Annotated in this window: 20 protein-coding genes and 1 riboswitch; of the genes, 12 read left to right on the forward strand and 8 right to left on the reverse strand. The window is 67.0% G+C overall.

Features of this window, described 5'->3' with window-relative positions:
• Positions 1-19 precede the first annotated feature (19 nt).
• Both FNA46_RS16515 and FNA46_RS16520 read left to right on the forward strand, forming a co-directional pair.
• Positions 20-1,183, forward strand: coding sequence for a M20 aminoacylase family protein (locus FNA46_RS16515; protein ID WP_143126378.1), 1,164 nt, complete (start codon positions 20-22; stop codon positions 1,181-1,183).
• Positions 1,184-1,241: 58 nt separating this feature from the next.
• Positions 1,242-2,366 (forward strand): NAD(P)/FAD-dependent oxidoreductase, encoded by a 1,125-nt coding sequence (locus FNA46_RS16520; RefSeq protein WP_143126301.1) that lies wholly within the window; start codon positions 1,242-1,244, stop codon positions 2,364-2,366.
• Between the two features lie 5 nt (positions 2,367-2,371).
• Here the strand turns inward: FNA46_RS16520 and FNA46_RS16525 are convergent, their stop codons facing one another.
• The 3 genes from FNA46_RS16525 to FNA46_RS16535 form a co-directional block, all read right to left on the reverse strand.
• Complete coding sequence (locus tag FNA46_RS16525) at positions 2,372-3,190, reverse strand: endonuclease/exonuclease/phosphatase family protein (RefSeq protein WP_143126302.1); 819 nt, start codon at positions 3,188-3,190, stop codon at positions 2,372-2,374.
• 75 nt (positions 3,191-3,265) lie between these two features.
• Positions 3,266-4,726 (reverse strand): cardiolipin synthase, encoded by a 1,461-nt coding sequence (gene cls, locus FNA46_RS16530; protein WP_143126303.1) that lies wholly within the window; start codon positions 4,724-4,726, stop codon positions 3,266-3,268.
• 64 nt (positions 4,727-4,790) lie between these two features.
• Entirely contained in the window at positions 4,791-6,149 is a 1,359-nt protein-coding gene (locus FNA46_RS16535; RefSeq protein ID WP_143126304.1) for an aspartate aminotransferase family protein, read from the reverse strand.
• A gap of 208 nt (positions 6,150-6,357) precedes the next feature.
• On the opposite strand from FNA46_RS16535, the gene FNA46_RS26555 reads away from it, so the two are divergent.
• Complete coding sequence (locus FNA46_RS26555; protein WP_143126305.1) at positions 6,358-7,476, forward strand: methyl-accepting chemotaxis protein; 1,119 nt, start codon at positions 6,358-6,360, stop codon at positions 7,474-7,476.
• 45 nt (positions 7,477-7,521) lie between these two features.
• Here the strand turns inward: FNA46_RS26555 and FNA46_RS16545 are convergent, their stop codons facing one another.
• Positions 7,522-8,964, reverse strand: a complete 1,443-nt coding sequence (locus tag FNA46_RS16545) for a M20 family metallopeptidase (protein ID WP_143126306.1) — start codon at positions 8,962-8,964, stop codon at positions 7,522-7,524.
• An 82-nt stretch (positions 8,965-9,046) separates the two neighbouring features.
• Positions 9,047-10,078 carry a threonine-phosphate decarboxylase CobD gene (cobD, locus tag FNA46_RS16550; protein ID WP_143126307.1) on the reverse strand — a complete coding sequence of 344 codons (1,032 nt, stop codon included), beginning with the start codon at positions 10,076-10,078 and terminating at the stop codon, positions 9,047-9,049.
• Between the two features lie 31 nt (positions 10,079-10,109).
• Here cobD and cbiB point away from each other — a divergent pair, with 31 nt between their 5' ends.
• The gene (gene cbiB, locus FNA46_RS16555; RefSeq protein WP_143126308.1) at positions 10,110-11,081 is read left to right on the forward strand and encodes an adenosylcobinamide-phosphate synthase CbiB; all 972 of its coding nucleotides are present in this window, start codon (positions 10,110-10,112) and stop codon (positions 11,079-11,081) included.
• Here cbiB and FNA46_RS16560 read toward each other — a convergent pair.
• Both FNA46_RS16560 and cobO read right to left on the reverse strand, forming a co-directional pair.
• Positions 11,065-12,537 (reverse strand): cobyric acid synthase, encoded by a 1,473-nt coding sequence (locus FNA46_RS16560; RefSeq protein WP_143126309.1) that lies wholly within the window; start codon positions 12,535-12,537, stop codon positions 11,065-11,067. The genes cbiB and FNA46_RS16560 overlap by 17 nt on opposite strands.
• Entirely contained in the window at positions 12,537-13,151 is a 615-nt protein-coding gene (cobO, locus tag FNA46_RS16565) for a cob(I)yrinic acid a,c-diamide adenosyltransferase (RefSeq protein ID WP_143126310.1), read from the reverse strand. Before cobO ends, FNA46_RS16560 begins: the two co-directional genes overlap by 1 nt.
• Positions 13,152-13,258: 107 nt before the next feature.
• Positions 13,259-13,484: riboswitch (cobalamin riboswitch) on the forward strand.
• A gap of 39 nt (positions 13,485-13,523) precedes the next feature.
• Here cobO and FNA46_RS16570 point away from each other — a divergent pair.
• The 7 genes from FNA46_RS16570 to FNA46_RS16600 are packed head-to-tail and all read left to right on the forward strand — an operon-like array spanning position 13,524 to position 21,907.
• Positions 13,524-14,006 carry a DUF1636 family protein gene (locus FNA46_RS16570; protein WP_246103134.1) on the forward strand — a complete coding sequence of 161 codons (483 nt, stop codon included), beginning with the start codon at positions 13,524-13,526 and terminating at the stop codon, positions 14,004-14,006.
• Positions 14,007-14,018: 12 nt separating this feature from the next.
• On the forward strand, positions 14,019-15,056 hold the full coding sequence (cobW, locus tag FNA46_RS16575; protein WP_143126311.1) for a cobalamin biosynthesis protein CobW: 1,038 nt from the start codon (positions 14,019-14,021) through the stop codon (positions 15,054-15,056).
• On the forward strand, positions 15,056-18,415 hold the full coding sequence (cobN, locus tag FNA46_RS16580) for a cobaltochelatase subunit CobN (protein WP_143126312.1): 3,360 nt from the start codon (positions 15,056-15,058) through the stop codon (positions 18,413-18,415). Before cobW ends, cobN begins: the two co-directional genes overlap by 1 nt.
• Positions 18,412-19,734, forward strand: a complete 1,323-nt coding sequence (gene cobG / locus FNA46_RS16585) for a precorrin-3B synthase (protein WP_143126313.1) — start codon at positions 18,412-18,414, stop codon at positions 19,732-19,734. The genes cobN and cobG overlap by 4 nt, the downstream gene beginning before the upstream one ends.
• A gap of 9 nt (positions 19,735-19,743) precedes the next feature.
• On the forward strand, positions 19,744-20,376 hold the full coding sequence (locus FNA46_RS16590; protein ID WP_143126380.1) for a precorrin-8X methylmutase: 633 nt from the start codon (positions 19,744-19,746) through the stop codon (positions 20,374-20,376).
• Between the two features lie 8 nt (positions 20,377-20,384).
• Entirely contained in the window at positions 20,385-21,137 is a 753-nt protein-coding gene (locus FNA46_RS16595) for a precorrin-2 C(20)-methyltransferase (RefSeq protein WP_143126314.1), read from the forward strand.
• Positions 21,134-21,907: a precorrin-3B C(17)-methyltransferase gene (locus FNA46_RS16600; RefSeq protein WP_143126315.1), complete on the forward strand. Its 774-nt coding sequence runs from the start codon at positions 21,134-21,136 to the stop codon at positions 21,905-21,907. The genes FNA46_RS16595 and FNA46_RS16600 overlap by 4 nt, the downstream gene beginning before the upstream one ends.
• On the opposite strand, the gene FNA46_RS16605 is transcribed toward FNA46_RS16600, so the two are convergent.
• Positions 21,862-22,638: a cobalt-precorrin-6A reductase gene (locus tag FNA46_RS16605; RefSeq protein ID WP_143126316.1), complete on the reverse strand. Its 777-nt coding sequence runs from the start codon at positions 22,636-22,638 to the stop codon at positions 21,862-21,864. The two genes, FNA46_RS16600 and FNA46_RS16605, sit on opposite strands and share 46 nt — an antisense overlap.
• On the opposite strand from FNA46_RS16605, the gene cbiE reads away from it, so the two are divergent.
• Positions 22,619-23,881, forward strand: coding sequence for a precorrin-6y C5,15-methyltransferase (decarboxylating) subunit CbiE (cbiE, locus tag FNA46_RS16610; RefSeq protein WP_143126317.1), 1,263 nt, complete (start codon positions 22,619-22,621; stop codon positions 23,879-23,881). The genes FNA46_RS16605 and cbiE overlap by 20 nt on opposite strands.
• Positions 23,882-23,888 lie beyond the last annotated feature (7 nt).

The following is a 23,888-nucleotide window of genomic DNA, read 5'->3' on the forward strand; positions in this document are numbered from 1 at the left end:
CATCGACCGGGGTTTGCCGATGACGATCCAGTTTTCCAACTACCTTCCCGACCTTGTCGCCACCCGGCGCTTCCTCCACCAGAACCCGGAACTCGGGCTCTCCGAATTCAAGACCTCGGATTTCATTGCCGAACAGCTGACCGCCATGGGCTACGAGGTCACCCGCGGGCTTGGCCAGACGGGCCTCGTCGCCACCCTGAAGAATGGCAGCAGCGATCGCGCGATCGGCATCCGCGCCGATATCGACGCCCTGCCGATTTTGGAGGAAACCGGCCTCGATCACGCCAGCCAGACGCCCGGCCTGATGCATGCCTGCGGCCATGACGGACACACCGCGATCCTGCTCGGCGCTGCGCGCGCACTCGCCGAGCGGCGCAATTTCGACGGCACGCTGAACCTGATCTTCCAGCCAGCCGAGGAAAATTTCGCCGGCGCCAAGCTGATGATGGATGACGGCCTGTTCCAGCGTTTCCCCTGCGATGCGGTGTTCGGCCTGCACAACGACCCTGCCATTCCCTTCGGCAAGATCGCCGTCAAGGAAGGCCCGATGATGGCGGCGGCCGATGAATGCCTGATCGTCGTCAACGGTCGTGGCGGCCACGGCGCCGAGCCTCAGGATGCCCGCGACCCGATCGTCTGCGGCGCGAGCATCATCATGGCGCTGCAGACCATCGTTTCGCGCAACCTGCATGCCATGGACCAGGCGGTGATCACCGTCGGCGCCTTCAATTCCGGCAAGGCGAGCAATGTGATCCCCGAGCGGGCCGAGATGGCGATCACGGTGCGCTCCTTCGATCCGGCCGTGCGCGACACGCTGGAACGGCGCATCCGCGAGGTGGCGGAAGGTCAGGCGGCAAGCTACGGCATGGGCGTCACGATCACCTACGAGCGCGGTTACGAGCCGACGATCAACCACAAGGCCGAAACGGATTTCGTGCGCCGGCTGGCCGGCCGCGTGGTCGGCGACGGCAATGTGATCGATCTCGCCCGTCCCTCGATGGGCAGCGAGGATTTTGCCTTCATGCTGGCGGAACGCCCCGGCACCTATTTCCTGCTTGGCACCGGCAAGACCGACAACGATCCGCCGCTGCATCATCCGCGCTTCGACTTCAACGACGACGCGCTGCCGATCGGGGTGTCGATGTGGGTCGAGATCGCCGAGGAATGGCTGAAGCCCGCCTGAACCCGCTCTTTTCGCAGAACGGGTTCAGGCTGGACGGAAGGCAAAGCGGAGGAAAGCCATGGCGGATGTCGATGCCGTCGTCATCGGAGCCGGCGTCGTCGGGCTGGCGGCTGCGCGCGAACTTTCGCTGGCTGGCGCCTCCGTGCTGATCCTCGAGGAGGCGGGCGCCATCGGCACCGGCACCTCCTCGCGCAACAGCGAGGTCATCCATGCCGGGCTCTACTATCCGAAGGGCAGCCTGAAGGCCCGGCTCTGCGTCGAAGGTCGCGAAAGGCTCTATGATTTCTGCCTGAGCCACGGCGTGGAGCATCGCCGCGCCGGCAAGCTGGTCGTGGCGAGCGATCCCGGCGAACTGCAGGCGCTCGCGAACCTCAAGCAGAAGGGCGAGGCGAATGGCTGTACGGATCTGCGGCTGCTGACGCGCGTCGAAGCGGAAGCACGGGAGCCGGCGCTTGCCTGCGTCGGCGCCCTCCTGTCGCCCTCGACCGGCATCATCGACAGCCACGGTCTGATGTTGGCGCTACAGGGCGCTGCGGAGGAGAACGGTACGGCGATTGCCTTTCATGCCCCCTTCCTCTCGTCGCGTCGCATCCAGGACGGTTTTGTGGTGCAGGCCGGCGGCGCCGAACCGCTGGAGCTTTCCACCACGATGATCGTCAATGCCGCCGGCCTCGCCGCCTCGCAGGTGGCGCGGACCATTGACGGACTGCCGGTAGAGACGATTCCGGAGACCCGCTATGCCAGGGGCAACTACTTCCTGCTCGCCGGCCGGGCGCCGTTTGAGCATCTCATCTACCCGGCACCGCACACCCACGGGCTCGGTGTGCATCTGACGCTCGATCTGGGTGGACAGGCCCGCTTCGGGCCGGATGTCGAATGGATCGATACCATCGACTACAAGGTGCGGCCGGAGCGCGTGGCCGGCTTTGCCGAGGCGATCCGCCGCTACTGGCCGGATCTGCCGGACGATGCGCTGGTACCCGGCTATAGCGGCATCCGCCCGAAAATCTGCGGACCGGACGATCCGGCAGCGGATTTCCGTATCGACGGGCCGGAGGTGCATGGCGTGCCGGGACTGGTCAATCTCTACGGCATCGAAAGCCCGGGGCTGACAGCCTCGCTGGCGATTGCCCGCGAAATCGGCGACCGGCTTCTGCCGGACCGGCGCACACAGGCCGCCTGACAGGCCTATCCGCTCTCGGCAAAGCGCAGCCTCGCCTTGATCGGCAGATGGTCGGAGGCGACGCGGGCAAGGGCAGTATCATGCACCTTGACCTCGCCAAGCAGGCCCGGCCGGTTGCTGATGATGCGGTCGAGCGCCAGCACCGGCAGGCGCGAGGGGAAGCTCGGCACGGCCGGCGGCATGCCGCGGAACATCGGCGCGAGCGAATGCAGCGCGGAACGGTCGCCCAGCCGCCATTCGTTGAGATCGCCCATCAGCAGCGTCGGCGCGTCGCCGCGCCCGGAGAGAATGTCGAGGATCATGCGCGCCTGCTGCTGGCGCGAGCGGTTGAGGAGGCCGAGATGGGCGGCGATGACCCGCAGCATCCGCCCGTCCTGCATGTCGAGTTCGGTGATGAGCGCACCGCGCGGCTCCAGCCCCGGCAGCTTCACCTGATGCACGTCGCGCACCGCGCCCTGCCGGAAGAACAGCACATTGCCATGCCAGCCATGCGCCTTGGCGACGCCTGACAGCGGCACCGGCTGCAAGCCCGTCTCGCGCTCCACCCAGGCAAGGTCCAGCAGGCCGCGCCGTTCGCCGAACCGGGTATCGGCCTCCTGCAGGGCGAGAAGATCCGGGCCGATCTCGCGGATCACCTGGGCGATGCGGCCGGGATCGAAGCGCCCGTCGACACCGACGCATTTGTGAACATTGTAGGAGGCGACCAGCAGCGAGGCATCCGCCCGGCCCTCCTCATCGTCACCGAGGACCGAGCCGCGTTGCCTGCGATTGCGTAGCGAGTGCAGAATGTTGGCCCGCAGGGTCGGATTCGTCAGTTGCGTCATGCCGTGGGCCAGAATGTCATCGCAGTCATCATGATCAGACTATAGCGCCTCGCGGCAGGGCTTCCAGAGCCTGCATCAAAGATAGGGTGAGCCGAGCCAGAGAATGCGGTCGATCAGGCGCAGCGCGAAAGGCCGGGCCCTCAGCGCCTCCAGCGTCACCGGTGTGGCGGTCTTCAGCATCCGATCGGTGCGTTCCTCCAGCAGGCGGGCGAAATCGAGATCGTAAACCTCGACATCGACCTCGAAATTGAGGCGCAGCGAGCGCGGATCGAGATTGGAGGACCCGATATAGGCCCAGCGTCCATCCACCACCAGAAGCTTGGAATGGTTGAACGGACCATTGGCACGCCAGATGCGGCAATCGCCCTTCAACACCTGATCGAACTGCGCAGTCATGGCGCGATCCACCAGTGTCAGGTTGTTGGAAGCTGGCACGATGATATCGACAGAGACCCCGCGCCGGGCGGCCGTCGCCAGCGCCGCGATCAGTTCGCGATCCGGCAGGAAATAGGGGGAGACGATGCGGATCGAGGTGCGGGCGACGGAAAAGGCGCCCATCAGGATCTGCTGGTTGGCTTCGAGGCTGCGATCCGGGCCAGACGCCACCGCACGCGCGAGCATGGGGCTGCCGGGGCGGGTGGCGGGCGTTGCGATCTGCCAGGCCTCGCCGGACAGCAGCTCGCCGCTCACGAAGCGCCAGTCCTCGGCCGCCACCGAAAAGAGATCGGCGACCACCGGGCCCGTCAGCCGGAAATGCGTATCGATGGCATGGACGACACCGGCATCATCGCGGGCGAAATCCTCCCGGATGTTCATGCCGCCGGTGAAGGCGACATGGCCATCCACCACCAGGATCTTGCGGTGAGTGCGCAGGTTCGCATAGGGCAGGCGCAGGCCCATGATGACATTGCCGTTGAAGACATCCACCGTGACGCCGCCTTCGGCCAGCAGGCCAAGCACGCTCGGCACCGAATAGCGGGCGCCGACGGCATCGATCAGCACCCGCACCGCCACGCCACGCTTCACCGCCTCCGCCAGCGCTGTGGCAAAGCGGCGGCCGATGCGGTCACGGTCGAAGATATAGGTTTCGAGCAGGATGCTGCGCCTGGCCCCGGCAATCGCCTGCAGCATGGCCTCATAGGCCGCATCGCCGCCATCCAGAATCTCGATCGTGTTGCCGGTGGTGAGGAAATAGCGGTTGACCCTGTCGCCCAGCGTCTTCATCGCCTGGAACCGCCGGCCGAACTGGGCGGCAACCGCTGCATCTTCCGCGTCGAATACCTCGATATGATCGACAAAGGCATCGCCGAGCAGCTGGCGCTGGTTGCCGAGCGCGCTGCGGCGCATGCGGTTGATGCCGGCGATCAGATAGAGCAGCGCGCCGATGATCGGCGACAGCAGGATGACGCCGACCCAGCCGACGGCAGAGCGCACCTCTTCCTTGGTCATCGTGACGTGAATGGCTGCGGGCACTCCCATCAGAACGGAAAGTGCAAAGACAATGTGCGGCCAGTAGTGGGCAATAAGATCCAGCATCGGCTGGAATATAGGGCCCATCGCGGCGGGCGCAATCAGGCACCCGCCGCGATGAAGAAGAAGATCAGGCGACCTTCAGCTGCGCCTGGAACTGGTCGAGCGAGGCTTCGAAGATATCGAACATCGCGCCCACCTGCTGTTCCGTGATGATCAGCGGCGGGCAGAGCGCCAGCGAATCGCCGATGGCACGCGAGAACAGGCCGTTTTCCTGCATCACGGCCGCAAGCTTCGGACCGAGCTGGCCGGTGGCAAAACCCTCGCGGGGGGCAAGCTCGAGCGCGCCGATCAGGCCTATGCCACGCGCCTCGATCGCCAGCGGATGGCTCTCCAGCGCCTTGAAGCGCGACTGGAACAGCGGCGCCAGCGCCTGCACATTGCCGAGCAGGTTGCGCTCCTCGATGATCGCGAGGTTTTCGAGCGCGACAGCGGCCGCGACCGGATGGCCGGAGCCGGTATAGCCATGGCCGAAAGTGCCGATGCGGCCGGATTCCTCGGCGATCGGCTGGTAGACGCGGTCGTTGATCAGCAGCGCCGAGATCGGCTGGTAGGAAGACGACAACTGCTTGGAGACGGTGATGATGTCCGGCTCCAGCCCCATGGTGGTGGTGCCGAACATTTCGCCGGTGCGACCGAAGCCGCAGATCACCTCGTCGGCGATCAGCAGGATGTCATGCTTCTTCAGCACCGCCTGGATCGCCTGCCAGTAACCGGCCGGCGGCACGATGACGCCACCGGCACCCATCACAGGCTCACCGATGAAGGCGGCGATGGTCTCGGCCCCTTCCCGTTCGATCAGCGCTTCGAGATCGGCCGCGCAGCGGGCCACGAAAGCGGCCTCATCCTCGCCTTCCTGCGCAAAGGCGCGGAAATGCGGGCAATTGGTGTGAAAGATCCCCGGCAGCGGCAGGTCGAAGGAGCGGTGATTGTTCGGCAGGCCCGTCAGGCTGGCGCTTGCCAGGGTGACGCCGTGATAGCCCTTGATGCGGGAAATGATCTTCTTCTTTTCCGGCTTGCCGAGCGCGTTCGAGCGGTACCAGATCATCTTGATCGCGGTGTCGTTGGCCTCGGAACCGGAATTGGTGAAATAGGCCTTGGACATCGGCACCGGCGCCATCCGGATCAGCTTTTCTGCCAGATCGACCGCCGGCCCGTGCGTGCGGGCGCTAAAGGTGTGGTAATAGGGAAGCGTTTCCAGCTGCCGGCGCGCGGCCTCGACCAGCCGCTGCTCACCGAAGCCGACGGCAACGCTCCAGAGACCGGCCATACCCTCGATATAGCGCTTTCCGCTGGCGTCATAGACATAGATGCCTTCGCCGCGCTCGATTGCCAGCGCCCCGTCGCGCTCCAGCGCCTTCGCATTGGTATAGGAATGCAGATGATAGGCCCTGTCGCGGCCTTCGATGGAATTCGGCTGGATCGTCATGGGGCTTCCTGCGATATCTTGAGGGTGAAATTTCGCGATCTGCGATCGCAATATCACGATCTCGGAGCAAACGAAAGCACTGCTTCGGCCTGTCCCGAAATGTAACTCCTGAGAAAATTTTTTTACAAAAATCTAACCCTGTCCTGAGAAGGTTGCGACAGACTATCGAAATAACCAGAAGCAAAGCCGCCATCCGGGGAACCATGTCATGACAAGCGCCAGAAGCCTTGCCACAACCCAACCGCAGATCCCTGCCACGCCGCGCTCCATGCGCGTGGTGACGGACGGGATCAGCATAGACCTGCAGCGGTTCAGCGCCGACAACACGCATGTGGTCAAGCAGATCAAGCTTCTGGCCATCAACGCACTGATCGAGGCCGCACGCGCCGGCGAGACGGGCAAGGGCTTTGCCGTCGTTGCCAACGAGGTGCAGCGGCTGGCGCAGGTGGCGACGGACATTTCGGGACGTTTCGAAAGCAATGTGCTCGGCCGCATCGGGCTCAGCCGCACCATGGCCGACCAGCTGGTGACCGAAATGGAAGGCGTGCGCCTGACCGACCTTGCCCAGACGCTCGTGCAGCTGATCGTGCGCAATCTTTTCGAACGCACGGCCGACGTGCGCTGGTGGGCAACCGACCCGGCACTCTGGGAGGCGCTGCAGGCCCCTTCGCCGGACAAGGCCGACTATGCCGCCACCCGGCTTGGCGTCATCAACCGCTTCTACACGGTCTACCACGATCTGGTGATGACCGACCTCTCCGGCCGCATCATCGCCTCCTCCAACCCCGCCCATCAGCGGCGTCTCGTCGGACGTTCGCTGGCCGGCGATCCGTGGTTTGAGGCCGCCGCCCGCTGTGCCTCCGGCGATGAGTACATCGTCGACGAGGTCAAGGAGAGCCCGCTGCACGAGGGCCATCACGTGCTGGTCTATGCCACCGGCATCCGCGAAGGCGGACGCGGCGACGGGCGCCTCATCGGCACGCTCGGCGTCTATTTCGACTGGCAGAACCAGGGTCATGCCATCGTAGAGAAGGAAGCGAACCTGCCGGAACAGCAGGCCGGCCGCACCACGGTGATGCTGCTCGACGAAAAGGCGAGGGTGATTGCCTGCAACCGGCCGGAGCGGCTGTTCACCCATTTTGCGCTGAAGGTGGAAGGCGGCCGCCAGAAGGGCAGCTATTACAACGAGCAGGGCGCCATCGTCGCCTATGCGCGAACCCTCGGCTACGAGGATTATGACGGGCTTGGCTGGTACGGTGTCGTGGTGCAGGAGACCGAAAGCGACGAGGCAATCCGCGGCCAGCTCGACCTGCGCGCCAGCCGCTGATCTCTTTGGTCGTCGCCTGTCAGCCTCGACAGGCCGGGAAGCCCGTTACCGGGCCCGGCGTCGCCTGCCCATGGCCTCGACCGGCGGCTCCGTGCCTTCCGGGATCGGGCTGCGATAGGCCTGGCCCTTCAGCCGGCGCTTGAGATCGGCCCAGGCGGCCTGCCGCAGCTGTTCGCTCTGCAGGGCGGCAAGACCGGTAGCAGCCATGGCCTTGGCGGTCGCAATCATGCCCTTGTGGGCGATGCCGCTCTTGCCCTGCGCAACCACCTGCCAGGTGTGCAGCTGCGTGCCGATGGCCAGCGTCGGACCATAGGCCTGCACCGTCGGCACCACCCAGCTGACATCGGCCACATCCGTCGAACCGCCCATCTGGCGCACCTCATTATGGGCCGGCAGGATGAAATCGGCGAGCGGAATATCGCGCTCCTCCAGCCGCTCCTGCGCCCAGCTGGCGGCAATGTCCTCCGGGCTCAGCGTCGCGCGGATCGCCTCGGCAAAGGCGACATCCTTCGCGTCGAAATCGGGTGCGCCCATGCTCTGCCAGATGTCCTGCATCACCTCCATCAGCGGTGTGTTGACGATGAGGTTGGAGACGCCGGAAAGGATCTTGTGCTCCATCTTCGTCTCGGTCATCAGGGCGGCACCCTCGGCCACCTTCTTCACCCGCTCGATCAGGGAGAACAGGCCGGAAAGTTCCGGCGCGCGCACCACATAGCGCACCTTGGCATGTGCCTGCACAACGTTCGGGGAAATGCCGCCGGCATCGAGCAGCGCATAATGGATGCGGCATTCCTGGTGCATGTGCTCACGCAGATAGTTCACGCCGACATTCATCAGTTCGACGGCATCGAGCGCGCTGCGGCCAAGCTCGGGGCTCGCGGCCGCATGCGAGGCGCGGCCAGTAAAGGTGAAATCGATGCGGCAATTGGCAAGCGACGTTTCCCGTTGCACGCCGGCAAAATTGCTCGGATGCCAGCAGATGGCGATATCGACATCCTCGAAGGCGCCGGAGCGCACCATGAAGGCCTTGGCCGCACCGCCCTCTTCCGCCGGGCAGCCGTAGTAGCGCACGCGGCCGGGCGTGCCGGTCGCCTCCAGCCAGTCCTTCAGTGCGGTGGCGGCCAGCAGCGAGGCGGAACCCAGGAGATTGTGGCCGCAACCATGGCCGTTGGCCCCGGCCGTCAGTGGCTCGTGATGGGCAAGGCCCGCCTTCTGGCTGAGCCCCGCCAGCGCATCATATTCGCCGAGAAAGGCGATCACCGGGCCGCCCTCGCCCGCCTCGCCGATCAGCGCGGTCGGAATGTCGGCGACGTTTTCGGTGATGCGAAAGCCCTGCGCTTCCAGCATTTCCCGATGGGCGGCCGCCGATTCCTCTTCCATGTAGCAGGTTTCCGGGGTCGCCCAGACCCGGTCCGCCAATTCGGTGAACACCTCCCGCTTTCTGTCGACCGCATCGAAGATTTCGGGGAGGTTGCTGCTCATGGACATCGGATTTCACCTGCATGCGACAATCATGGATGGCCCGGACCCTATCCCAGCAGCGACAGAATGCAAACCTTTCTTGCAGGCTTCAACAATGCCAGTTTTCTGAGCAGAGGGCGGTTTCCAGCCGTTTCCACTCCTGCGTCCGTGGCAGCCCGACCCGCAGACAATCCGGCCGCTCGGCAAAGCGGCGCACCAGAATGCCCGCCTGCCCCAGATGCTCGAACAGGGCGCCAGCGCGAGGATGGCGCAGATAGCGAAACAGCGGCGTGCCGCCGCAAACGGCAACCTCGGCCCCGGCCAGCAGGGCATCGAGCCGCGCTGCCTCCTGCGAAAGCTGCACGCGCATCCCCGCCTGCCAGGCGCGATCGGACAGCGCCTCCAGGCCGATGGAGAGCGTCGGGCCGGGGATCGCCCAGGGCCCGAGATGCGCGCAAAGCCGCTCAGCGACAGGGGGTGCTGCCACGGCAAAGCCGAGGCGAACGCCAGCCAGCCCATAGAACTTGCCGAAGGAGCGCAGCACGGCGATCCCCTCATCCACCGCGCCTGCGACCGAAGCCTGCGGATCGATCACATCGAGAAAGGCCTCGTCCACGACCAGCAGCCCGCCCTTTGCCGCAAGATGCCGGCCGAGCGCCAGCAGGTCATCACGTGCGACGATCCGCCCGTCCGGATTGTTCGGATTGACGACGATGGCGAGATCCGCCGCCTGGAGAGCGGAAAGATCCGCCGTTTCGTGAACCGCAAAGCCGGCAAGGCGCGCCATATGTGCATGCTCGGCATAGGTCGGCGAGAGGATCGCAGCCCGCTTGCCGCCCGCCGCAGTGCGGCCGAAGACCGCCTCGATCAGCAGCGGCAACAGGATCTGCGTGCCGGGAGCAGCCGCCAGATGCGCCGGCGAGGGCGCACCGTAAAGATCTGCCGCGCATGCCTTCAGGCGCGCAAGATCGGCGGGTTCCGGCAGGCGGGAGAAAGCGGTGGCCGCCGGCGGCGAAAAAGGATAGGCGTGCGGATTGATGCCGGTGGAGAGATCGATCCACGGCGCCGGCGCCTGCGGAAACAGCTGTTCCGCACGGCGAAGGTTGCCGCCATGCTCGATTGCGCCTCCGGACAGATTCATCCGCCTCTCCTGCAGCTTGTCAGTCCCGCCCATGGCCCTCTCTCTCGCCTTCCTGGCTCTCGTTATTGAACGGCTTCTCGGTTATCCGCAATGGCTGGTCGATCGCATCGGCCATCCGGTGATCTGGATCGGCCGGCTGATCGGGGCTCTGGAAACCCGCTTCAACCGGCTGGACCAGTCCTTCGCGCGTCGCAAGGCTCTGGGTGTCGCAACCTTCATCGTCCTTCTGACGGTTACGGGCACGGCGGCGATCGTGATCGAGAGCGCGCTTCTGTGGCTGCCGCTCGGCATCCTCGTCGTCGCCCTCGTCTCGTCCAGCCTGCTCGCCCAGAAAAGTCTGGAGGACCATGTGCGGGCGGTCGCCGACGCGCTGGAGAGCGGCGGGCTTGTTGCCGGCCGCAAGGCCGTTTCGATGATCGTCGGGCGCGATCCCGACCAGCTGGACGAGGCGGGCGTGTGCCGCGCCGCCATCGAAAGCCTCGCGGAAAACTTTTCCGACGGCATCACCGCCCCGGCCGTCTGGCTCGGCCTGCTCGGCTTGCCAGGTGCTGCGCTCTACAAGGCGACCAACACCGCCGACAGCATGATCGGCCACAGGAATGCGCGCTACGGCGCCTATGGCTGGGCGGCGGCCCGTTTCGACGATCTCGTCAACCTGCCCGCCTCGCGCCTTACCGCGCTTCTGTTCATCGCGGCGGCCGCCATGACGCCCGGTGCTGCGCCGCGAGCGGCCTGGCAGGCCGTGCGCCGTGATGCGGGAAAGCACAAATCCCCCAATGCCGGCTGGCCGGAGGCCGCGATGGCCGGCGCGCTCGGCCTCGGTCTTGCCGGTCCGCGCGTCTATGGCGGCGTGCTGGTGGACGATCACGTGATGGGCGAAGGGGGCCGCCGCGAAGCGACAGCCATCGACATCCGCCGCGCGCTTGCGCTTTCCCGCACCGCCGACCAGCTGCTGATCATCCTGTTCGGCCTGCTCGCCGTCGGCTTTATCGTGCTAGTCTGAACAGGCGATCGAGATCGAGATGCCGCTCCATATGGGCGGCCAGACGGTCCAGTACCGCCTCGACGCCCGCTTCGTAATCAAGCCGCGAGGCCTCGCCGCCCAGCCGCGTCAACCAGGCGGAACGCTGGCGGTCATCGGCAAACAGGCCATGCACATAGGTGCCGCTGACAAGGCCGGAAGCCGCCGTCGCCCCCTCCGGCCGCCCCGCCACGCAGGCAAAGGCACGGGCACAATCCGGACCGGAGGTCTCGCCGACATGCATTTCATAGCCGGCGAAGGAATTTCCGTCGGCTGTCTCGCCCGTTACCGCCTCCAGCCGCTTGTCGCCGGTCAGGCGCGTCTCGACATCGAGAAGGCCAAGGCCCGTCTCGATGGCGCCGGCGGGGCCCTCGATCCCGTCCGGATCCGCGACGGTTTTGCCCAGCATCTGGTAACCGCCGCAGAGGCCGAGCACCGGCTTTCCTCGCCGGACATGCGCGGCGATATCGATATCGAAGCCCGCCGCCTTCAGCGCCTGAAGATCGGCGATCGTCGCCTTCGATCCGAGCAGCAGCACGAGATCGGCATCAGCCGGCAGCACGCCACCCGGACGCACCCGGACAAGTTCCACATCCGGCTCGGCATCCAGCGGATCGAGATCGTCGAAGTTGGAGACATGCGGCAGGATCGGCACGGCAATGCGGATTTTTGCGCCGGGCTTGGCGACCGGGGCGGAATTCAGCGCCAGCGCATCCTCGGCCGGAAGCCGCACAGCCTCTGCAAAATGCGGCAGGAGACCGATCGGCGACCAGCCGGTAAAGCCCTCGATCATCCGCATGCCCTCGGCAAACAGGGCCGGATCGCCGCGAAAGCGGTTGACGATGAAGCCGCGGATCATCGCCGCGTCCTCACGCTCCAGCACCAGCTTTGTGCCGGCGAGACTGGCGATCACACCGCCGCGGTCGATATCGCCGATCAGCACCACCGGCACATCGGCGGCACGGGCAAAGCCCATATTGGCGATGTCGTTGCGGCGAAGATTGACCTCGGAGGCGCTGCCGGCACCTTCCGCCAGCACCAGATCCGCCTGCGCCCGAAGCCGGTCAAAGCTCTCGAGAACGCGCGGCATCAGGCGGGCCTTGATCTCCTGATATTCGGCAGCCTTCGCATTGCCCTCCACCCGGCCCTGCACGACGAGCTGGGCACCGACCTCGCTTTGCGGCTTCAGCAGCACCGGGTTCATGTGGACGGACAGGGCGGCGCGCGCCGCGCGGGCCTGCAGCGCCTGCGCCCGGCCGATCTCGCCGCCATCTTCGGTGACGGCGGCATTGTTCGACATGTTCTGCGGCTTGAAGGGCAGCACCTTCAGACCGCGCAAGGTAAAGGCCCGCGCCAGCCCCGCCACCACCAGCGACTTGCCGACATCCGAGCCGGTGCCCTGGAACATCAGCGCCTTGGCAACCCTGCCCGTCTCCATCAGAATTCGATTCCCGCCTGCGCCTTCACGCCCGCCTTGAAGTGATGCTTTACCAGCGTCATCTCGGTCACCATGTCGGCGGCCTCGATGAGGGCGGGTTTGGCATTGCGGCCGGTAAGGATCACGTGCAGGTCTTCGCGGCGGGCGGCAAGATCGGCGATCACCCGGTTAAGATCGAGATAGTCGTAGCGCAAGGCGATGTTGAGTTCGTCGAGGATGACGAGCCCGACATCCGGCAGCGCCATCATCTCCCTCGCCTTCTCCCAGGCTCGTCCGGCCGCGGCCACGTCGCGCTTCAGGTCCTGCGTGTCCCAGGTAAAGCCTTCACCCATGGTGTGCCAGATCACCCGCTCGCCGAAGGCCTCCAGGGCCACGCGCTCGCCGGTATCCCAGGCGCCCTTGATGAACTGCACCACCGCGACCTTTCGTCCGTGCCCCAGCATGCGCAGCGCCAGCCCGAAGGCGGCGGTGGACTTGCCCTTGCCCGGCCCGGTATTGACGATCAAAAGGCCCTTCTCGAGGGTCTTTGAGGCCACTTCGGCATCCTGAACCGCCTTGCGGTTCTCCATCTTGCGCCGATGACGGTCCGCCTCGCGCTCGTCGATCTCCTTCATCGGCCACACCTCTCCTTGCGTTTCGTCCTGCATTTTCATCGCGAGCGGCGGACTATAGTCGAATGGAAGCGCGCGGCAATGCGCCATTGACACGCGGTTCTGCAAGCGCATAGTGAATCCGCAACGGTCTTTTCCCGGCAACGGGGAAAGCTAAGAGGGAACGTGGTGCGGCAATCCTCGCCAAAACCACGGCTGCCCCCGCAACTGTAAGCGGCTTCCGCCCGAACGGGCGGGACGCCCGACGCACCAGGCCACTGAGGCAGACGCTTCGGGAAGGCGGCGTTCGGGCGAGGACCCGCGAGCCAGGAGACCTGCCGTTGAGGAAGACAAGTCCAGCCGGGCGGGGTGCTCCGGCAGGGACCTTACCGAACCATGCGGCATTTCCCCGCCATGGGCGCACCCCGCTATGACGAACACCCGGGGTGGATCTTGGATCTGACGGCACGACACGACGAGCAGCAGAGTGACGCACAGGAAACGCGGCGCGTGACGGTGCATGTCTGCGATACCTGCCGCAGCGGCCAGGAAGCGGCCGACGCGCCGCGCGACGGCGCCCTCCTCTCCGAACGCACCAAGACACTGGCGGCCGAAGGCAGAGACGTGATCGAGATCCGCGCCGTTGCCTGCCTTGCCAACTGCAAGCGCGGCCTGAGCGCCAGCATCCAGAGCGCGGACGGCTGGTCCTATGTCTTCGGCGACCTGACGACGGAGGCCGCAGCGGATCTGTTGACCGGCGCGCGCCTGCTTGCCACATCCCCCGACGGGCTGATGCCCTGGAAGGGCCGCCCGGACACGCTGAAGCGCGGGATGATTGCCCGTATTCCGCCGCTCCGTTCCATCTCCCCTGAAAGCTGAAGGACTGCCCCGATGACCCCCTCGCTCTCCCGCGTGCCCTGCACCGTCGTCACCGGTTTTCTCGGCGCCGGCAAGACGACGCTGCTGCGCCATGCGCTGGAAACCATCAAGGGCAAGCGCCTTGCCGTGATCGTCAACGAATTCGGCGATGTCGGCATTGATGGCGAGATACTGAAAAGCTGCGGCGTCGAGAATTGCCCGGAAGACAACATCATCGAACTCGCCAATGGCTGCATCTGCTGCACGGTGGCCGATGACTTCGTGCCGGCGATCGACAAGATCCTCGCGATGGAACCGAAGGTCGACCACATCCTGATCGAGACCTCCGGCCTGGCACTGCCGAAGCCGCTGGTGCAGGCCTTCCAGTGGCCAAGCGTCAGGAGCCGCGTCACCGTCGATGGCGTGGTGGCCGTGGTGGACGGGCTGGCGCTCGCCGAAGGCCGCGTCGCCGACGATCTGGAGGCGCTTGCCGCCCAGCGGGCCGAGGACCAGTCACTCGATCATGACGACCCGGTGGAGGAAGTCTTCGAGGACCAGATCGCCTGCGCCGATCTCGTCATCCTGACCAAGACGGATCTTCTCCAGGCCGCCGATCTCGAAAAGGCGCGGGCGCATGTGGAGGATCACCTGCCGCGCGCCGTGCGCATCGTCCATTCCGAGAACGGCCAGATCGATCCGGCAATCTTCATCGGCCTCGGCCTTGCCGTGGAAGACGACATCGAGAACCGCAAGACCCATCACGACGACGAACTGGACCACGAGCACGACGATTTCGACAGTTTCGTGCTGGACCTGCCGGCGATTGCCAGCCCTGAAGCGCTCAGCCAGCGCATCGCGGCGGTGACGGAGGCGGAAAAGGTGCTTCGCATCAAGGGGTATGTGGAAGTGGCGGGCAAGCCGATGCGACTTCTGGTGCAGGCCGTCGGGCCGCGCGTCAACCACTATTTCGACCGTCCCTGGACCGCGACGGAGGACCGCCGCTCGCGCCTCGTGGTGATCGGCGAAAAGGGCATCGATGTCGACCGGATCGGGAAGATGCTGGCCGCCTGATGCATATTCTCGCCACCACATCCGCGTCGCTCGACGACCTGATCGAACCGGTCGATCTGAACCAGACGCCCGGCGATGTGGTGGTGCTGTCCTTTACCGACAGCGACCTGAACGGTGTCGCGTCCGCCTGGGCGCGGCGCGGCGCGAGCGGCCTTTCGCTGCGGCTTGCCCAGCTCTCCGATCTTCGCCATCCGATGTCCGTCGACCTGTGGATCGACAAGGTGGCGCGGCATGCAAAGGTCCTTCTGGTGCGCGTGCTCGGCGGTTACGACCGCTGGCGCTACGGCGTGGAAGAACTGTCGCATCTGGCGCGGCAGCGCGGCCTGCCGCTGATCCTGCTGCCGGGCGAGTGCAGCGAGACGGACGAGCGTCTCTCGGCCGCCTCGACGGTGGCGCAAGGGGAGATCAATCGCCTGCTCTCCTTCTTCCGCGAGGGCGGACCCGACAATCTGGACCGGCTGGCGGAAACGCTGCAGGCCCTGGCAAGGGGCGAGGCGCCACGGCCCGAGGCGGCCACCGCCGTGCCGAAGCTCGGTTTCTATCGTCCCGGACGGGGAGTGGTGTCCGACGCCTGGGCGCTGTCGGGCGCCGAGGGACGGCCGATCCTGCCGCTTCTGTTCTACCGCTCCATGCTGCTCGCGGACGATGTGGCGCCGATCGATGCGCTCTGCACAGCGCTTGTCGCGCGCGGCGCCTTTCCGCTGCCCGTCTTCGTGCCCGGCCTCAAGGACGCGGCGACGCTGGACACGCTTCACGACACGCTGGCGAGGCTGAAACCGGCGGCCGTGATCACGGCCACTGCATTTGCCAGCAATGCGGGCGCGGATGGCCGGACGCTGTTCGACAGGCTCGGCGTGCCGGTGTTCCAGACGGTGATCGCCACGACAAAGCGGGCCGCCTGGGCCGCAAGCCCGCGTGGTCTCGGCCCCTCGGATCTGGCGATGCATGTGGTGTTGCCGGAACTCGACGGGCGCATTCTGGCGGGCGTGCTGTCCTTCAAGGCGGAGCGGGAAAATGCCGGCGAGGCCGGCTTTTCCGGTTTCGCCAACCGGCCGGAGCCGGATCGCGTCGAAGCCGTCGCCGACCGGATCCTGCGCCATCTCGATCTCTACGCCACGCCGAAGGCCGGGCGCCGCCTCACCATCCTGATGCCGGATTATCCGGGAGCAGCGGGGCGCACCGGCTATGCCGTCGGCCTCGATGTGCCGGAAAGCGTGCTCGCAATGCTGCGCAGCCTTGCCGCCGATGGCTATGACGTGGCCGACATTCCGGAGACGGCAAAAGCGCTGATGGATCTCGTGCTGCGGGCCGAGGCACGGTTTCCGCTCACCTCCTATCATTCCGTGCTTGAGGCCCTGCCCGCCGAGGCACGCGAAGCGGTCGCCGCCACCTGGGGCGATCCGTTAGCCGACGAAGGTTTTGACGGCGAGGCCTTCCGATTCCGCGCCGTCCGGTTCGGCAAGATCACGGTCGCGCTTGCCCCGGATCGCGGCCGGGAGGCCGATCGACGCACGGATTATCACGATCCCGCCCGCCCGCCGCGCCATGCGCTGATTGCCTTTGGCGGCTGGATGCGGGAGGCCACTGGGGCACAGGCCATCATTCATGTGGGCGCGCATGGCACGCTGGAATGGCTGCCGGGCAAGACCGTTGCCCTGTCTCGCGCCTGCTTTCCCGAGATCGTCACGGGAAGCCGGCCGGTGATCTATCCCTTCATCGTCTCCAATCCGGGCGAGGCGGCGGTCGCCAAGCGGCGCATCGCGGCGCTGACCATCGGCCACATGCCGCCGGTTCTTGCCGAAGCGGGACTCTCGGAAACGCAGCAGAGGCTGGAACTGCTGGTGGATGAATATGCTCAGGCTGACGGTCTCGACCGCAAGCGGCGCGACCGGCTGGCGCGGCTGATCGTCGAAACGGCCGAGGAGACGGGGCTGGCGCAGGAGGCCGGGATATCCCGCGATCTCGATCCCGATACGGCGCTGTCGCGCATCGATGCCTTCCTCTGTGATCTCAAGGATTTTGCCATCAAGGACGGCCAGCACGTGTTCGGCCGCGCCGAGGCGGACGAAACGGACCCGCTGCGGCGCGACAGCGCAGATGCGGAACGCACGGCCCTGCTTGCGGCGCTCGACGGCCGCCACCTGCGCCCCGGCCCCTCCGGTGCGCCGGCACGCGGACGCCGCGACGTGCTGCCGACCGGCCGCAATCTCTACGCCTCCGACCCGCGCACCATGCCGACACCGACCGCCTTCGAGCTCGGCCGCGCGGCTTCCGAAGAGGTGATCCGCCGCTATCTGCAGGATCACGGCGATTGGCCGAAAAGCCTCGTGATCGACCTCTGGGGCAGCGCGACGCTGCGCAGCGGCGGCGAAGAGGTGGCGCAGGGGCTGGCGCTGATGGGCGCGCGCCCGCTGCAGGATCCGGCCACCGGCCGCATCACCGGCATCGAGGTTCTACCGCCGGCCCAGCTCGGCAGGCCGCGCGTCGATGTCACCTTCCGCATTTCCGGCCTGTTCCGCGACATGTTCCCGACCCTGATCGCCCTCATCGATGCCGCCGCGCGGGCCATCGCGCTGCGCACCGACGAGGCAGACGGCGACAATCCGCTGGCCGAGGCCGCCCGCGGGACCGGAGAGGTTCCGCCGCGCATCTTCGGCTCGGCACCCGGCACCTATGGCGCCGGCATCGAGGAGACACTCTCGTCCGGCGACTGGCAGGCCCGCGAGGAACTGGGGCGCGCCTATCTCGCGATGACCAGCCATGCCTTTGGCGGCGCGGACGGCGAAGGTTTTCATGCCGCGGATGCCTTCGCGGAACAGGTGCGGCAGGCCGATCTTCTGGTGCATACCGGCGATGATCCGGGCCGCGACCTGCTCGATGGTTCCGGCGATGTTGCCTTCATCGGCGGCTTTGCAGCCGCCGTCGCGGCCCTGGGCGGCAAGGCGGACCTGATCGCGCTCGATACCACCGATCCGAACCGTCCGCGCGCGCGCTCGGTGGCGGAAGCGGTCACTCGCGTCGTGCGGGCGCGCGCCGCCAATCCGCGCTTCATCGACGGGCAGATGCGGCACGGACCGCGTGGTGCTGCCGAATTCGCCGAGACCGTCGACCGCCTCGTCGGCTTTGCCGAAACCACGGAGGCCGTTCCGCACACGCTGATGGATGCCGTTTACGACGCCTATGTCGCAGATGAGCGCGTGCGCGATTTCGTGCTGGACCAGAACCCGGAGGCAGCCGGCGCGATTGCCGAACGGCTGATGTCGGCGCGACGCCGCGGTCTCTGGCAATCGCGCCGCAACACTGTGGACCGCGATCTGGAAGCGCTGCGCCTCGTTGCGCGGCAGAGGGAACGCGCATGACAGAGCCTCTCCCGTCCATGGCGCGCGGCGCCTGCCCGGCTCTTGCCCGGCCGATGCTGACCGGCGACGGCTATCTGTCGCGCGTTGCCCTGCAGGCGGCAATCGGCCCGGCCGCGCTTGCGGGGCTCGCGGCACTTGCCCTTCGGCATGGCAACGGCATTCTCGACATTTCGGCGCGCGGCAACCTGCAGATTCGCGGCCTGACCGAAGCCTCCGCGGCGGCGCTGGAGGCCGATGTGCGCGCGCTCGACCTGCCGCTGCGCGAGGGGCTTGCGGTGGAATGGACGCCGCTCGCCGGGCTCGATCCCGCCGAGGCGGTCGATCCGCGTCCGCTCGGCGCGACGATCATCGCAGCCGCTCGCGCCGTTCAGGGCGAACTGGCGCCAAAACTCTCGGTGGTCATCGAAACCGGGGGCCTCATCCGCCTCGACCATCTGCTGGCCGATATCCGCCTGGTCGCCGCCCCGACAGCCGATGGCTTGCGGTGGCGGGTTCTGCTCGGCGGCACGGCCAAGACCGGCACGACACTGGGGCTTGTCGCGGATGGGGATGCCGCCGAACTGGTCGGAGGCCTGCTGGTCCATCTTTCGACGCAAGGTCCCCGCGCCCGCGGTCGCGATCTTGAGCCGGCAAACCTTCCTGCCTCCCTGCTTGCCCTGCTCAGCTCCGGCGAGTCCACCGTTGCGGAAAGCCCCGCGCCGCCTTTCGGCATCTTTGCCCTGACGGCAGGCCTGCATGCCCTGCGGGTTGCCCTGCCCTTCGGCCAGATGCGGGCCGAGGATCTGGCGGCACTGACGGCACAGGCGGCGCGTGCCGGAATCCTGTCCCTGAAGCCCGCGCCGGATCACGCGCTGATCGCGGTCGGTTCGCGCACGGCTTGCGAGGCGCTGGAACTGGCAGCACGCGCGGCGCATCTTCTGGTGCGCGCCGGCGAGCCGCTCGCGGAGATCGCCGCCTGCCCCGGCGCGCCGGCCTGCCGCTCGGCCCGGCTGGAAACGCACAGCCTCGGGCGGCTTGCCGCTGAACAGGCCCCCCTGCTGTTCGACGGCTCGGTGCGGCTGCATCTCTCCGGCTGCCAGAAGGGCTGCGCCCATCCGACACCCTCGACGCTCGCCTTTGCGGGCACCGAGGGTGCGACGCATCTTGTCTTCGAGGGCAAAACCACCGATACCCCGCTGAAACGGCTTGCTCCCCGAACGGAAGCTGCGGCGCTTTCTGCGCTGTCCGAGCTGATGCGCCTGGAGCGCCGGCCCGGGGAAACCAGTCGTGACTGTCTTCTGCGCCTCGGCCCCCGGCGGATCGAGGCGGCGCTCGCCTGAAGGATCATGATGACGACCTACGACTATATCCGCGACGGCGATGCGATCTACGCCAAATCCTTCGCCATCATCCGGGCCGAGGCGGATCTCTCCCGCTTCAGCGAGGAGGAGGCGGAGATCGCCGTGCGCATGATCCATGCCTGCGGCCTGGTGGACGCTGCTGCCCATTTCGAATTTTCCGAGGGTTTCGTCGCAGCAGCGCGCGCGGCCCTGACCGCCGGCAAGCCGATCTTCTGCGACGCGCAGATGGTGGCGCATGGCGTGACCCGCGCCCGGTTGCCGGCCAGCAACGAGGTGATCTGCTCGCTGCGCGATCCGAAGACGGCGGACCTTGCGAAACAGGTGGGCAATACCCGCTCCGCCGCCGCTCTCGAACTCTGGCTCGACCAGCTGGAAGGATCCGTCGTCGCGATCGGCAATGCCCCGACCGCCCTGTTCTACCTGCTGGAAATGCTGGATCGCGGCGCGCCGAAACCGGCTGCGATCATCGGCATGCCGGTCGGTTTCGTCGGCGCGGCGGAAAGCAAGGAGGCGCTGGCGGAAAGCCGCCACGGCATTCCCTATGCCATCGTGCGGGGCCGCATGGGCGGCTCGGCCATGACGGCGGCCGCCGTCAACGCGCTGGCGAGGGCAGGACTGTGAGCGAAACCATGGCAGGCAAGCCCCCCGGCAAGGTGTTTGGCGTCGGCACCGGCCCCGGCGATCCCGATCTTCTGACACTGAAGGCCGTCAAGGCGCTGAATGGCGCCGATGTGCTGGCCTTCTTTGCCAAGCGCGGCGCGCGTGGCAACGGCCGCACCATCGTGGAGGCCCATGTTCGGGCCGATATCCTCGAACTGCCGCTCGTCTATCCCGTCACGGTGGAGGAGGACAAGGAGAGCGACAGCTACAAACGCGCCATCGATGGCTTCTTCGACGAATCGGCCGCGCGGATCGCGCTGCATCTTCAGGCCGGACGCAATGTCGCGGTACTGAGCGAAGGCGACCCGCTGTTCTACGGCTCCTACATGCACCTGCATCTGCGGCTTGCGCCGCATTTTCCGGCAGAAGTCATCCCCGGCGTCACCGCCATGTCGGGCTGCTGGTCTCTGGCCGGCCTGCCTCTGGTGCAGGGCGACGACATACTGAGCGTCCTTCCCGGCACGCTGGCCGAAGAGGTGCTGGTCACGCGGCTGGCCGGCACCGACGGCGCGGTCATCATGAAGGTCGGCCGCAACCTGCCCAAGATCCGCAGGGCGCTGGAAGCCGTCGGCAAGCTGGACGGCGCGATCTATGTGGAACGGGGCACCATGCCGACCGGCGCGGTCATGCCGCTTGGCGATCATGACGGCTCGCCCGCCCCCTATTTCTCGCTGGTGCTGGTCCCCGGCTGGAAGGGGCGACCACAGGGAAGCCTCGCATGACGGGCAAACTCACAGTCGTCGGCCTTGGCCCCGGAAGCCCGCAGCAGGTGACGCCGGAAGCGCTGGCGGCCGTGGCGGAGGCGACGGATTTCTTCGGCTACGGCCCCTATGTGGACCGGCTTGACCTGCGCCCCGACCAGCGCCGCCACGCCTCGGACAATCGCGAGGAAATGTCCCGCGCTGCCGCTGCGCTCACCCTGGCTGCCGCGGGTGGTTCGGTCTGCGTCGTCTCGGGCGGAGATCCCGGCGTGTTTGCCATGGCGGCCGCCGTCTGCGAGGCCATCGAACAGGGGCCGGATGCCTGGCGCGGCATTGAGTTTGCCGTGGTTCCGGGCGTCACCGCCATGCTGGCCGTTGCGGCAAAGGCCGGCGCGCCGCTGGGGCACGACTTCTGCGCCATCTCGCTGTCCGACAATCTGAAGCCCTGGTCGGTGATCGAAACGCGGCTGATCGCGGCGGCCGGGGCCGGCTTCGTGATGGCCTTCTACAATCCGGTCAGCAAGGCCCGCCCGCACCAGTTGCCCAAGGCCTTCGAAATCCTGCGCGCCCATCTGCCGGGTACGGTTCCGGTGATCTTCGGCCGCGCTGCCGGCCGTCCCGACGAGGCGATCCGGGTCGTGCCGTTGTCGGAGGCGCGCGCCGACATGGCCGACATGGCGACCTGCATCATCGTCGGCTCGGCGGAAACGCGGCTGATTGCGCGCGACGGCAACCGCCCGCTCGTCTATTCGCCCCGCTCCTGGGACGCGGCCTCTGCGGGAAAGCGCTGACACACATGAGTAACGAGCGCCTCGACCGTTTCAAAGGATCGGACCGCCGGCAGCACCGGACGGCGGATCATGACCACCGGAATGCCGAGCGCGCGGGCGGTTGCGATCTTGCCGTAACTGGCCGTGCCGCCGGAATTCTTGGAGACAATCACCTCGATGCGGTTTTCCGAGAGAAGCGTCCGCTCGTCCTCCTCCGCAAAGGGGCCTCGGGCGGTCAGATAGGTCACCTGCGGCAGGGCAAGCGGCGGATCGACCGGATCGACGCTGCGCACGAGATAGACATGCCGGGGGGCAGCCTCGAACGGCAGAAGCTCCTGACGCCCGAGCGCCAGAAAGGCGCGGCGTGGCGCCATTCCCAGTGCCTCGACGGCCGCCGGAACGTCGTCGACCTCAATCCACCGGTCACCGGCGACGTGCGCCCAGCCCGGACGCCTCAGCGCCAGCAGCGGCACACCGGCGAGATCGGCCGCGCGGGCAGCATTGGCGGAGATGCGTGCCGCGTAGGGATGCGTCGCGTCGATCAGCAGGTCGATGCCCCGCTCCCGCAGATAGGCCGCCAGCCCCTCGGCGCCGCCGAAGCCGCCCTGGCGAACCGGCACGGGCTGCGTGACCGGTGTGCGGGTGCGGCCCGCCAGCGACAGCTCCAGCCGGAAACGGCCGAGACCCTTCAAAGCCTCGGCGATCTGCCGCGCTTCCGTCGTTCCGCCCAGAATGAGAAGGGGGTGCACCATCTTGGCTCCTGAATCCTCTTCCTCCCTTCTAGCGGCTCGCCCCTGGTTGTCCATCGTCGGCATCGGCGAGGATGGACTGGAAGGCCTCGGAGAGAGGGCCCGCGCCGCGATTGCCGGGGCTGCCGTGGTGTTTGGCGGCCGGCGACATCTGGAGCTTGCGGCCGCGGCAATCACCGGCGAGGCACGCGCCTGGCCGCAGCCCTTCGACACGGCGATGCAGGCAGTGCTTGCGCTCCGGGGCCAGAAGGTCTGCGTGCTGGCATCCGGTGATCCGTTTTTCTTCGGCGTCGGCGTCACACTGGCGCGGCATGTGCCGGCCGCGGAGTTTTACGCCTATCCGTCACCCTCTGCCTTCTCGCTTGCCGCCGCGCGGCTGGGCTGGGCGCTGCAGGACATCGAGACCATGTCGCTGCATGGCCGGCCGCTCGATCTGGTCCGGCCGCTGCTGCATCCCGGACGAAAGGTACTGGCCCTCACCTCCGATGCGGCAGGTCCCGGCGCACTTGCCCGCCTGCTTTGCGACGAAGGGTTCGGCGCAAGCCGGTTGACGGTGCTGGAAGCGCTCGGCGGCGACCGGGAGCGCCTGAGCGGCACGCTGGCCCGCGACTTTGCGCTGACCGGGATAGATCCGCTCAACCTCGTCGCGCTCGAGATCACCGCCGAGCCCGCGGCGCGCGTACTGCCGCTCGGCTTCGGGCTGCCGGACGAACTTTTCGACCATGACGGGCAGATCACCAAGCGCGAGATCCGCGCCGCAACGCTCTCGGCCCTCTCGCCCCGTCGCGGCGAACTGTTGTGGGACATCGGCGCCGGCTCTGGCTCGATCGGCATCGAATGGATGCTGGCGCATCCCTCCCTACAGGCGATTGCCGTCGAGCATCATGCAGAACGCGCCGCCCGCATCCGCCGCAACGCAGCTCGCTGCGGCGTGCCGGGCCTCACGCTGGTGGAAGGGAAGGCACCGGAGGCGCTCAAAGATCTGCCGCGCCCGGACGCCATCTTCATCGGCGGCGGCGGCAGCGGCACGGGCGTGATGGAAGCGGCCCTTTCGGCGCTTCGCCCCGGCGGCAGGCTGGTCGCCAATGCGGTGACGCTGGAGATGGAGCAGGTTCTTCTTGCCCGTCACGCAAGGCTCGGCGGCAGCCTGACACGCCTCTCGGTCGATCGGGCCGAACCGGTCGGCCGCATGACGGGCTGGCGGCCGGCCATGCCGGTGACCCAGTGGATCTATCGACATCAATAGGAAGCAG

It is taken from the genome of Affinirhizobium straminoryzae (genome assembly GCF_007004135.1).
Classification (GTDB): Bacteria; Pseudomonadota; Alphaproteobacteria; order Rhizobiales; family Rhizobiaceae; genus Neorhizobium; species Neorhizobium straminoryzae.